This is a genomic window from Streptococcus constellatus, assembly GCF_902167705.1.
Taxonomy (GTDB): domain Bacteria; phylum Bacillota; class Bacilli; order Lactobacillales; family Streptococcaceae; genus Streptococcus; species Streptococcus constellatus_A.
In genome coordinates this window covers 1-12711 of sequence record NZ_CABHMZ010000032.1, presented here as the reverse complement: position 1 = coordinate 12711, position 12711 = coordinate 1, and the positions used below count along the sequence as shown (strand labels likewise).

At 36.1% G+C, this 12711-nt stretch carries 10 protein-coding genes and 1 pseudogene; all 11 read left to right on the top strand.

Translation table 11 applies throughout. The annotated features are described in order from the left end of the window. Window positions 1-132 precede the first annotated feature (132 nt). Window positions 133-444, top strand: coding sequence for a single-stranded DNA-binding protein (locus FQ204_RS09615; RefSeq protein WP_144211038.1), 312 nt, complete (start codon window positions 133-135; stop codon window positions 442-444). Between the two features lie 3 nt (window positions 445-447). Beyond that, the gene (locus FQ204_RS09610; RefSeq protein WP_144211035.1) at window positions 448-663 is read left to right on the top strand and encodes a Maff2 family mobile element protein; all 216 of its coding nucleotides are present in this window, start codon (window positions 448-450) and stop codon (window positions 661-663) included. Between the two features lie 19 nt (window positions 664-682). Beyond that, complete coding sequence (locus FQ204_RS09605; protein ID WP_144211033.1) at window positions 683-1546, top strand: VirB6/TrbL-like conjugal transfer protein, CD1112 family; 864 nt, start codon at window positions 683-685, stop codon at window positions 1544-1546. 17 nt (window positions 1547-1563) lie between these two features. Then, a complete protein-coding gene (locus tag FQ204_RS09600) occupies window positions 1564-1827 on the top strand; it encodes a conjugal transfer protein (protein WP_144211031.1) in 264 nt (87 codons plus the stop codon). Window positions 1828-1830: 3 nt separating this feature from the next. Then, window positions 1831-2220: a PrgI family protein gene (locus tag FQ204_RS09595; RefSeq protein WP_144211029.1), complete on the top strand. Its 390-nt coding sequence runs from the start codon at window positions 1831-1833 to the stop codon at window positions 2218-2220. Beyond that, window positions 2132-4561 carry a VirB4-like conjugal transfer ATPase, CD1110 family gene (locus FQ204_RS09590; RefSeq protein WP_144211027.1) on the top strand — a complete coding sequence of 810 codons (2430 nt, stop codon included), beginning with the start codon at window positions 2132-2134 and terminating at the stop codon, window positions 4559-4561. The genes FQ204_RS09595 and FQ204_RS09590 overlap by 89 nt, the downstream gene beginning before the upstream one ends. A gap of 4 nt (window positions 4562-4565) precedes the next feature. Next, window positions 4566-6698 carry a CHAP domain-containing protein gene (locus FQ204_RS09585; RefSeq protein WP_144211025.1) on the top strand — a complete coding sequence of 711 codons (2133 nt, stop codon included), beginning with the start codon at window positions 4566-4568 and terminating at the stop codon, window positions 6696-6698. A gap of 12 nt (window positions 6699-6710) precedes the next feature. Further along, the gene (locus tag FQ204_RS09580) at window positions 6711-6944 is read left to right on the top strand and encodes a conjugal transfer protein (RefSeq protein WP_144211023.1); all 234 of its coding nucleotides are present in this window, start codon (window positions 6711-6713) and stop codon (window positions 6942-6944) included. After that, entirely contained in the window at window positions 6925-8451 is a 1527-nt protein-coding gene (locus FQ204_RS09575) for a CD1107 family mobile element protein (RefSeq protein ID WP_186286699.1), read from the top strand. The genes FQ204_RS09580 and FQ204_RS09575 overlap by 20 nt, the downstream gene beginning before the upstream one ends. A 144-nt stretch (window positions 8452-8595) precedes the next feature. Further along, a complete protein-coding gene (locus FQ204_RS09570) occupies window positions 8596-10296 on the top strand; it encodes a DNA topoisomerase 3 (protein ID WP_144211020.1) in 1701 nt (566 codons plus the stop codon). Between the two features lie 60 nt (window positions 10297-10356). Further along, window positions 10357-12609: pseudogene (locus tag FQ204_RS09565) on the top strand (conjugal transfer protein); the annotation flags it as partial. Window positions 12610-12711 lie beyond the last annotated feature (102 nt).

Sequence of the window (12711 nt, the reverse complement as noted above, 5' to 3'; positions counted from 1 at the left end):
ATGGGAGTAGCTCATAGTTTTTCCTCGGGTTCTGTTTGTGTGGTTACTTACAGTTTACACCAATGAAACGCTATGAGTTTTTTTGTTGAACTATATTTTACAATTTATCGAAAAGAAAAGGAGAAATTTTTAATGAAGCAAGAAATGATTAACATCAATGCCAATTTGGTATCAGAGCCTACTTTTTCAAGTTTTGAGAGAGAGGATGAAGAAGTAAAAGTAGCAAATTTCACACTGGTTAAGAAATATGGTAAGGGAAAGGAATACATCAATTGTGCAGCCTATGGAGATAAGGCAGATACAGGAAGAAATTTTGAAAAGGGTGATTTTATTCATGTATTTGGCTATTTCAAAGAAAGAGTAAAGGGCGATAAGACTTTTAAAAACTTTGTAGTGAAATCATATAATAAGATTGAAAAGAAAGAAGAAAACGAGGAGGAATAAACAATGGAATTTTTTACACAGGCAGTAAATGTATTAAAGATTTTAGTTATGGCAGTAGGTGCAGGACTTGGAGCATGGGGCGTTATTAACCTGATGGAAGGTTATGGTAATGACAATCCGGGTGCAAAATCTCAGGGTATTAAGCAGTTAATGGCAGGAGGTGGCATTGTCCTTATCCGATTAAAGCTGATTCCACTTCTTGCAAATGTACTCAAGTAAGAAGAAAAGGAGAAGATAAATGTTTGGGATATTCGACAAGATAGAGGAGTTTTTCAAAGACCTTCTACTGGGCGGTATCCAAGCAAATCTTGAGTCCATGTTTCTTGACATCAACGATAAAGTTGGTGCGATTGCAACGGATGTAGGAAAGACACCGATGGGGTGGAATGGTCAGGTTTTCAGCTTTATTAAAAGCATTAACGATTCCGTTATCATCCCCATAGCAGGGTTAATCATAACGGCAGTCCTTTGTATCGAGCTTATCAATATGGTTATGCAAAAGAACAATATGCACGATACGGATACCTTTGAATTTTTCAAATATATCATAAAGATGTGGATTGCCGTGTGGTTAGTGTCTCATGCTTTCGAGTTTTCTATGGCAGTCTTTGATGTGGCACAGCACATGGTAAATAAAGCGGCAGGGGTTATCAATACCTCTGCCGTTATCTCCGGAGATCAGATAGTAAAAATGGTAGATGGTTTAAAAGATAAAGGTCTTGGAGAGCTGGTTATGATACTATTTGAAACCTCACTCATAAAAGTGGCAATACAGGTCATTTCCATTGTGATCATGCTTGTAGTATACGGAAGAATGTTTGAGATTTATGTTTACTCATCTGTTTCAGCCATTCCATTTGCCACAATGGGAAACAAAGAGTGGGGACAGATTGGAACCAACTATATCAAAGGATTATTTGCCATAGGACTACAAGGACTCTTTTTAATGGTTTGTCTTGGAATATACGCAGTATTAGTTAAGACAATACAAATAACAGATATACACACAAGTACCTTTACAATACTTGGATATGCGGTTTTGCTGGGGTTAATGATGTTAAAGAGCGGAACACTGGCCAAAAGCGTATTAAATGCACACTAAAAGAAAGGAAGGGTAATATGAACAAAAGAAAAACAGTATTTATAGCAGTAGCAGTTGGAACAGGTATTTTGGCAGTGATGGATAGGATCAGGCTTCACAGTAAGGTAAATGACTTGGAAGAAAGAACAAAAGACATTGGTCGCTGCCATAATGATTTTTGTCTAATACAGGAAAGATATAACAGAAGTACCGATGAACAGATTGCAAGTATTCAGGAAGAAATCGGTTCCGTATATGAGCATATAGAAGAACTTTCAAAGGAAAAAGAAGATGGGAGGTAAGTTATGGCGTATGTACCTATCCCAAAAGACTTAAAGAAGGTCAAAACAAAGGTAGCATTTAATCTGACGAAAAGACAGCTTATCGGTTTTACGATTGCAGGGCTGATTGGAATACCAATCTATTTATTTATGCGAAAGGTCGTTCCAAATGATATAGCAGTTATCTTTCTCATTGTGTCCACTCTCCCTATATTTTTCATCACTCTTTTTGAAAAGGACGGACTTAGCTTTGAGAAATATTTTAAGTATATTTACCTTCACAAATTTTATCAGCCACAAAAAAGAGTGAGAAAGGAGGTTTATCTTGAAAGACAAAAGAAAGATTCAGCAGCTAAAGCTCATGCAAAACAAAAAGGATTTAAGAAGTCAAAAGCAGGACTTAAAGCAAAATAAGGGAAAGTCTAAAAAAGATAAAGGCGGACTACTTGACCTTATCTTAAAAAAAGAGCCGAAAAGATACACAGTTGAAGATACTATTCCCTATCTTAGACTTTTAAAAAGCGGAATATGCCAGATTGATGAAAAGCATTTTAATAAGAGTATCGCTTTTGAGGATATAAACTATCAGCTTGCCTTAGAAGAAGATAGGGATTTGATTTTTAACCAATTTGCAAACTTTCTTAATTCCTTTGATCCAAGTGTCAGCATAGAGTTTTCATATATCAATCAGCTTGGCAGAAATGAAGAAATGAAATCGGCAATTCAAATACCAGATAAAAAGGACGGGTTTGATGATATACGCCTTGAGTTTCGAGAAATGCTGAAAAGTCAGATTGTAAAGGGAAATAATGGACTGAAAAAATCAAAGTATGTAACATTTACAGTGGAAGCTGACAATTTGGAGCAGGCTACTTCAAAACTGGAAAGACTGGAGATAGATATATTATCGAGTCTTAAAAGTATGGGAGTAAGAGCAGAAAGCCTTAACGGAGAGGAAAGGCTAAAGATACTTCATGATGTTTTAAATCCGAATAAGACCTTTGAATTTTCATATAAGGACTTAAAGAAGAAGGAAAGTACAAAGACATATATTGCTCCTGATGAATTTAACTTTACACCGTCAAGGTATTTTAAGTTTGGAAAGTTTATCGGAGCAGCAAGTCATTTTCAAATCCTTGCAAGTGAGCTTTCAGACCGTATGCTTGCAGAGTTTTTAGATATAGATGATAACATCAATATCTCATTTCACATTAAGGCAATCGAACAGTCTGAAGCCATCAAGATGGTCAAAAGAAAAAATACCGATATTGACAAGATGAAGATTGAGGAAAACAAAAAGGCTGTAAGGTCAGGGTATGATATGGACATTCTTCCAAGCGATTTAATCACCTATGGGGAAGATGTAAAAAGCCTCTTAAAAGACTTGCAGACAAGAGATGAGAGAATGTTTGTTGTAACCATCATCTTTATGAACTTTGCAAGGACAATCCAAAAGCTGGATAACACTATTTCTCAAATCAGCTCTATTGCCAATAAGCATAATTGCAAGCTAAAAAGACTTGACTACTCACAGGAGCAGGGCTTAATCAGTGTACTTCCTCTTGGGGTAAATAAGATTGAAATTGACAGAGGCCTAACCTCATCTTCTACGGCAGTATTTATGCCTTTTACCACAGAGGAGCTTTTCATAAATTCGGCAAACAGTTTGTACTATGGACTAAACGCCTTAAGTCATAACTTGATAATGGCAGATAGAAAGAAACTGAAAAATCCAAACGGTCTAATCCTCGGAACTCCGGGAAGTGGTAAATCCTTTAGTGCGAAAAGAGAAATGGCAAATGCCATTCTTACAACCGATGATGATGTGATTATCTGCGATCCGGAAGGCGAGTACGGAAACCTTGTGTGTCAGTTTAAAGGAGAAGTCATAAAGGTCAGCAGTAAGTCAAAAGACTATTTAAATCCCCTTGACATCAATATGAACTATGGCGATGGGGACGCACCACTGAAAGATAAAGCAAACTTTATTATGTCTATGCTTGAATTAGTAGTTGGCGGTAGTGGTCTTACAGCAGAAGAAAAGTCGGTTATAGATAGATGCCTGCCTAAGATTTATGAAAAGTATTTTGAAAATCCGGAGCCTTGTAATATGCCGATTCTTCAAAATCTGTATGATATGTTAAAAAATCAGGAAGAAAAAGTCGGCAAGAAGCTGGCAACGGAAATGGAGATTTATGTAACAGGCTCTCTTAATGTATTTAACCATCAGTCCAATGTGGACTTAAATAAGCAGCTTCTTTGTTTTGACATTAAGGAATTAGGCTCGCAGCTTAAAAAAATCGGAATGCTTGTTATTCAGGATCAGGTGTGGAACAAAGTATCACAAAACAGAGGAAATAAGGCTACAAGGTACTATATAGACGAGTTTCACTTATTGTTAAAAGACGAGCAGACAGCTTCCTATTCCGTAGAGATTTGGAAAAGATTTCGTAAGTGGGGAGGAATCCCGACAGGCATTACACAAAATGTCAAAGACCTACTTATGAGTAAGGAAATTGAAAATATCTTTGATAATACGGACTTTGTTTTAATGCTTAATCAGGCTTCCGGCGATAGAGAAATTTTAGCAAGGAAACTTAAAATCTCTCAGCCACAGCTAAAATATGTAACCAATTCCAATGCAGGAGAAGGACTTTTGTTCTTTGGAAACACCATTGTTCCTTTCCTTGATAAGTTCCCGAAAGACACAATCCTTTATCAGAAGATGACAACCAAGCCTGAAGAAGTGAGGTAGGCTTATGGGAAAGAAACTGAAAAGGGACTTTAAGGAAAGGCAAAGGGCAAGGATTGAAAAGGAAACACTGCAAAGTAATGGCAGCATAGAGCCTGAAGAAAGTAAGTTAAAGCATAACGATGATTACAGAGGGAAAATTGTCCATGACAAAGACCGATTTCAAGATAAGGTGCATGAAAAGGTCAGTAAGAGAAGTTCAGAAACTGAACGAAATGAAAAAACTTCTAAAAGAAATAGAAGGTATAGAAGTTCTGGAACAGGAAGTGTAAGTCAGGAAAAAATCGGGAAAGCGGATTATGGTACTGAGGTTAAGGATGGAAAAATCTATGATCCTTTAGGAAAAGATCTCGACAATGATGGAATCATAGACAGATATGACAATGACTTTAGGGATAGCGACTATTTTGAGTCAACCTATGATGTAGAAGAGAATCTTCATCATAAAGCAGAAGATACAAGAAGCTTTTCAAAAAGCCAAAAGGCTCAAAAGAGAAATTATAAGAGAAAAAACTATTCCGATAAGCTCTATACCAGAAAAAAGGACAAAGAAGCTAAAGAGGAAAAGGTAGATAGTAAACAAAGTGGAAAAGAAGCCATTCTTGATAGAGAAAAGAAAAACAGGCTTTCTAAAGAACAGGAAACAATTTTCAGGGATAAGGCGTCTAAAGTATCTACTTTATCGGGCTTAGCAAAAGGAAGTGAAACCGTAAGAGATTATTTATCTCATGGAAGCGATGAAAATCAAGGCGTAGAGGCAGGAGAAAAGACAGCCGATACAAGCTCAAAACTCATTCATGGCATTAAGAACTACTCGGATAAAAAAAGAGCAAAGAAAGGATATGAGCTTACAAATAAGGACTATAAAATCAGAAAGCGAAAATCCAAATTAGAGTTTCGAGATGCCAAAGAGGAACTGAAAAAGACGGAGGAGTATCAAAAAGCAAATAACTTTAAGCGATTTCAAAAGCGAAAGCAGATGAAAGATTCCATTAAAAGACAGAATAAATCAAGGCTTAGAGATCGCATTAAGGAAGGGCTTATCGGCAGTCTTAAAAGTTCAAAGGAAGTTATATTAAGAAAGGCGAAGGGACTTATGATTATTTTCATAGGTCTTATTATTTTGGGAACTTTCTTCATTAACTTTGCAGGGACAGGAATGACAGGCTTTATGAACTCTACAAGTACAGTTCTTACAACAAGTTATTTATCAAAGCCTAATGTATTAAGTGAAATCAATGAGAATTTTTCTGGGATGGAAAAGGAGCTGCAAAACGAGGTTGATAATATCAAAGAAAATTATCCCGGATATGACGAGTACATCCTAAAAAACACAGAGTATATCGGTCATAATGTCCATGAGCTTTTATCCTACATTACATCAAGGTGCGGAGAAGTAAAGAATGTATCAGAAGTAAGCTCTGTGTTAAATGAGCTTTTTAAGTCCATGTATAGGCTTGAGTATAAGGAAGAAATTGAAATTAGATACAGGATAGTTACAGAAAACTATACCGATGAAGATGGAAACGAATATACCGAAAGCCATGAAGAACCTTACGAGTACAAGAAACTCATTGTAACACTTCATAAAAAAGAGATGGATAGCATTATCCGACAGGTTTTTGCAAACTATCCTGATAACTTGAAACACTATGAAGTCTTATTTCTTGCTCAAGGTAATATGGGCGAACTGTTCGGAAATACTGACCTGATTACAGCAAATGGTGGTGTTGGTGGCGGAGCTGAATATGAAGCGTCAAGCGAAGTGCAAAAGAAGATTGTAAAGGCAGCATATATGACACCATCTCCGGGAGCAGGCTGGTGTGCCATGTGGGTATCTCAGGTTTATCAAAATGCAGGACTTGGATATATCGGAGGAAATGCCTGTGATATGTACCGAAACTATACCTTTACATCGGATAAATCAAAACTCAAGGTAGGAATGCTTGTTGCAGTTGAAAGCAGTAGTAGCGGAAGTACAGCAGGACTTACCTATGGTCATGTAGGAATTTATATAGGCGATGGCAAGGTGATAGATAATATCGGACAAATCAGAGTAACAACTTTAGATGATTGGATAGCAACTTTCTGCAAGCATCATCCCGTAGGCTATGGCTTCCCGCCAAATGTAAACAGATAAGGAGGACACAATTTGAAAAAAGAACTGACAGCAGTAAAAAACAGAATAAAGAAATTGAAAGATAAAAAGGCTCTGATTGATGAAGAATTGGAGCCTTTGTTCATTCGTGAAGAAGAACTTGAAAACGAAGAAATTATTGCCATTTGCAGAAAGAACAACATTACAATTTCTGATCTTATGGCAAAAGTAAACAGAGAAAAAGCAGAAGTGAAAAAGGAGAACGGAAATGAAAAAAATGAAGAATAAAAAGGCTGTGGGAGTGGCTCTTGGAGCAGTGCTTTTGATTGTGGGAGTAGCAATCTCTTTATTTGCAGGTAGTAAGATTGTATTTGCACAGGGAGGTTTGCTTCCGACACTTGTAAACCCGATAGAAGTTGTTGCTCAAACGGAAGTAGAGGTTAATGTTAAGTATATTTTTGAAGATGAAAAAGTCTTTAAGGAGGAAAAGATTATGGCTGAAAAAGGGCAGCTTCTTGACAGTGGAGATCTTCCAATGATTCCTGATGATATGAAATTTATAGATGACTTTCTATTTTACGAAGTAAATGGTGATGGTAAAGATGAAATTATCCGTAAAGTAGCAAAAGTTGAAGCTAAGGATAAAGAAACGCAAACAGAAAATGAAAGCTCAAAATCTGAGCAAGTCTCCCAATCAAATGCTTCAAAGACAGGAAATAAGGGAACTCAAACAGAGCTTAGCAAAGATGATATTTCCAAAATGGAAAAGGAGTCTAAAGAACTTAAAGAAAAACTTGATAAGCTAAATCAGGATATTAAGGACAAGGATAAATTAAGCGATAAGCAAAAGGACAAAATCAAAGACCTTGAGGAAAAAATAGATAAGCTGAAGGAAAAACTTGAAAAGAGCAAAGACGATAAAGACTTATCAGCAGATATGAAAAAGGAGATAGACAAGCTAACTGATAAGATTAAGGAACTTGAGAAAAAGGTTAATGAGGTCGGTAAAGTTCCTGTTACGCATAATCCTACTGTAACACCGATTAGCCCCATCTCCGGAATTAAACAAGGAACAGGAAATGTATCACCACAAACATCTATAAATAGCAGTGGTAAAGGTTCTGCCACACAGGAAAGTAAAGGAGCAAATACAAAAGATAAAAATAGTGATAAATCAAAGGAGAAAGAAAAGGAAGTTCGTTATCCAAACAAGCTGACACCAAAGCAGCCTGCCAATAACGGTAGTCAGGATTCTTCAATGGACGGTTCGACTAAGAATGTAAATACAAATAAAGGAGTTGCTTCAGCACCATCAAAGGCAAGAGGAACCGTTACGGAAAATAAAGATAATGCGAACAATGATTATCCAATTCACCATAATGAAAGCAAAGACAATAAAGCTAACGATATGTATTCAGCGGATGCAAGACAGTTTGTTACCTTTACAACTGAAAACGGTAAGACTTTTCATCTAATCATTAACCATGATGAGGATAGCGAGAATGTCATGCTGCTAACTGAAGTATCTGAAGATGATCTCTTAAATATGATAGAAAAGAAAGCACCGGAGAAAGAGATTGTTAAAGAAGAACCACAAAAAGAAGAGCTTAAACCAGTGAAAAAAGAAGAAAGCAGCAATACAGGAACCTACTTAATTCTCATTCTTGTAGTAGCAGGAGCATTAGGTGCAGGATATTATTTCAAGGTTATTAAGAAAAAAGAAGATAAGGAGCTTGAAGGCTTTGAGGAGGAAGATGATGACTTCTTTTCAGAGGTAGAAGAAAGCGAAAATTAAGCAGATGAAGCAAAAACAGAAGATAAAGAAGATGATGAGTTAGAGTAAACTTGCACCTAAAACTATACAATGTTTGGTGCAAAACACAGGGCGAGAGAGTAAAATCTTTCGCCCTCTTATATTGAAACAGGAGGAAAATTATATATGAAACTTGTAATTGCTGAAAAGCCAAGTGTTGCAATCTCTATTGCAAAAGTGATTGGAGCTACAAAAAAGAAAGACGGATATTATGAGGGAAACGGATATAGGGTTTCTTGGTGCGTAGGACACTTAATTCAGATGGCAAATCCTGAAAGTTACAATGAAAAGTATGCCAAGTGGAATATGGCGGATTTACCGATTATCCCAAAAGAATATAAGTATGAGATTGCAAAGTCCACAAATAAACAATTTACGATTCTTAAAAAGCTGATGAACGATAAGGAAATAGACATCGTAATAAATGCCTGCGATGCAGGGCGTGAAGGAGAAGCAATCTTCAGGCTTGTTTACAATCAGGTAAATTGTAAAAAGAAGATGAAACGCCTTTGGATTTCATCTATGGAAGATACTGCAATTAAAGATGGTTTTGATAACCTAAAAGACGGAAGTTTTTACGATAATCTTTTTGAATCGGCACAGGCAAGGGCAATTGCAGATTGGCTTGTCGGAATGAATATAAGTAGGCTTTATTCTTGCCTCTATAGACAAAATTACAGTGTTGGGAGAGTTCAGACACCGACTCTTGCTATGATTACTGGTAGAGATGAGGAGATAGCAAATTTTAAGAAAGAAAAATACTACACAATAGATCTTGATTTAGACGGATTTACTCTTTCTACTGATAGAATTGATAATAAGACAGTTGCAGACCAATTATTTAATTTGGTAGGGAACACCATTGAAATTACTGATGTCGTTCAAAAAGAAAAAGTAACAAAACCTGAGTTGCCATTTGATTTAACTACCCTTCAAAGAGAGTGCAATAAGTATTTTGGGTTTAGTGCTAAACAGACACTTGATTATGCTCAAAGCCTGTATGAGAAAAAACTTATTACTTATCCAAGAACAGACAGTAGATATTTACCGGAAGATATGATTATAAATATAGTAAATAATATCTTGGGCAAAAATGATTTTGATACACAGCGTATAAAGGTAGTATTTAACTCTAAAAAGGTTACAGATCATCATGCTATTATTCCAACTGTAAGCTCTTTAAAAGAAGATATATCCAAACTTCCTGTAAGTGAAGCAAAGTTATACAGATTTATATTAAATAAGCTTCATGCAAGTATGGGATATTCATTAGTGGAAAATACAACAAAAATTGTAGCTGAGTTTGATAGTTTTGAATTTACAAATAGCAGAAAAGTTATTGTAATAGAGGGTTTTACTAAATTTTTAAAAGAATATAAAACGAAAAAGGGGGGAGAAGCTGTGTTTCCAGCGATAAAGATTAAAGATGTATTGGAGATTAAAAATAAAGAGATAAAAGAAAAATATACGACACCTCCGAAACCTTTTACAGAAGAAAGTCTTTTAAAAGCTATGGAAATTGCAGGAAATAATGTATTAGATAAAAATGTTGAAGTAGAAAGAAAAGGTATTGGAACGCCTGCGACAAGAGCGGGGATTATAGAAAATTTGATTTATAAAGGTTTTATAAAAAGAGACAAGAGAAATCTAATATCCACGCATAAAGGAATTAGCCTTATAACGATTGTAGCAGATACTTTTAAATCGGCAGAAACAACCGCAAAGTGGGAAATGGAGTTATCGGATATTGCACAAGGAAAATCTTCAAGGGAAGAATTTTTGAACGAAATAGAAGGACAAATAAAATTTGTTATAAAGCAATATTAAAAATTAGGAATAGAATATCAATTCCCTCGAAATCGAGGGAATTAGAAGAAGGAGGTAAAAATGCGAATAAATGATTTTCTTAACATTTTGGAGCTTGTAAAACAAGATGTTCTGCATAGTGAAGCAGAGTATCTGAAGCTCTTAAAAGTTGTCGGAAACAACCAGAAATACGATTTTAGAAGTCAGTTAAGTATTTATGATAAAAATCCTGAAGCGACAGCTTGTGCCAAGTTTGACTACTGGAGAGAACACTTTAACCGAACTGTCAGGCGAGGTCAAAAGGGTATTCCCATTTTAGAGGACTATGGCACATACAAAAAGGTGGACTATATCTTTGATATTAGTCAGACTGTTTCTAAAAACAGAGATGTTAATGAGGTAAATCTTTGGAGATTTGATAAAGAAGCTCATAGAGATGTATTAAAAGAAATGATAAAAAGTGAGGGCTATGAAGATAGTGAAAGCACCTTAGAAAATATCTTTTCTTTAAGCAGGCTTTACGGAGATGAAAAAATAGATAGTCTGATGAATGAGCTTAGGGTAGCTTCCGAAGATAGAATTTCCTTTACTAAATTTGTGAGGGATTCGATAAGCTATGCAGTAGCTTCAAGATTTAAGTTAGACTATCCTATGGATAAGGAAATGTTAAAGGAAAATTTTGCAATGCTTGACAGCATTTCTCTTATGAGCCTTGGAGAAACGGTGTCGGATATTAGTGGAACAGTCATTGATGCAACCATTCAAAAAAGCAAAGATTTAGAGCTTCAAAAAGAAGTTTTAAGAGGTAAAGAAGCAGGACATAATAAAATAAAAGAAGAATTAGAGGAGGTAGAAGAAAATGTACTTCGACGAGATGATCAGGAAAGAATTAGTGAAAACGAGCGAATTTTCCGAAATGGAGAGTACGGACGAGATAATAGAGAAAATCAAAGAGAATACACTGAATCAGTTAGAGGAAGAGACGGACTTTATGAGGGAATATCCGAATCCAGTGTACGCAGTGATGAGGCTGGATTATCTTTCCAACAGCGAGGAGCAGAGCCACTTCGAGATGTTAGTGGATCTATACAAGGAGAAAAAACTAACCAAATACCTGATGGATACTCAGAAACAGGCGATAGAGTTTATGAGAGCAGAGAAGCCGAAACTGATGATGGCTTGGAAGATAGAGGACGAGAGCCATCCGCAGTACAAAGCGATGATTTCAGCCCTCAAAGAAATGACAATCAAGGAAGTAGTGGAAATCTAAAAGAAAATACGGATAAAGAGATAAGAGAAGCTGACAAGGCTTCTTTTTCTTTGCCTGAAAACAGCTCAGGACAAATTAAACTTACAATACCTCTTACTCAAAATGAAATTGACAGTATTCTTGTAAACGGTGGAAACCATGAGGGTGGCAGACTTCTTATCGTTGCTGAATTTTCTAAAGGAAAAACATTAGAAGAATTAGGAGAATACCTTAAAGATACATTCAAAGGCGTAAATGGTTTATCTCTTAATGAAACAGAAGTATCTTCCTGGTATTCGGATAAAGGTATTCATTTAGCCTACGGTACTTCTGCAAGAGAAGATATGACGCAAATTTTAAGCTGGAGTGATGCTGCAAGAAGAATAAATGAGCTTTTGGAAAGCGGAGAGTTTGCTACAAATGTAGAGCTTTTAGAAGCACAGGACTATGAAAGAGATAGAGTTTCAGAATCGCTATGGTATCTATATCACGATTTAAGCGAAGAAGGGAAAGCACAGGGATATTTTGACTTTATAGAAAGAGGTGGTGGCTTTCCGAAAGAAACAAGGCAGTTATCGGAAGCTCTTAAAAATCCTGACTATCTAAAAGATGTTATTTCCGAGTACAGTCGCTTTTTGAAAGGATATAAAGAAAACAAAGATGTACTAAGATTTCATTATCACAAGGTAGATAGCCTTTATCAGAGATTACAGGAACTTGAACTACCAAGAAAGGAATATACCTCTAACCTTACCGAACTTCCAAAGGTGCAGGGCTTTATCACAGAAGATGAAATTCTTTCTACGATTTCAAGAGGAAGCGGAGTTGCTCAAGGAAAAGAGAGAATTACAAAATATTTTAAAGAAAACCACACACTTCAGGAAAAAGCGAATTTCCTAAAAGATGAATATGGAATCGGCGGAGGCTCTCATGCTGTATCAGGCGAAAGAGGAAGCGGAGAATGGCACGATGCAAAGGGACTGAAATTACAGAAGAATCATTGTAACGATGTTTTTCTTACATGGTCAAATGTAGCAAAGCATATAGATGAGCTGCTTTCTAAAAATCTTTATCTTGAGATAAATTGTAAAATATAGTTCAACAAAAAATCTCATAGCGTTTCATTGGTGTAAACTGTAAGTAACCACACAAACAGAACCCGAGGAAAAACTATGAGCTACTCCCAT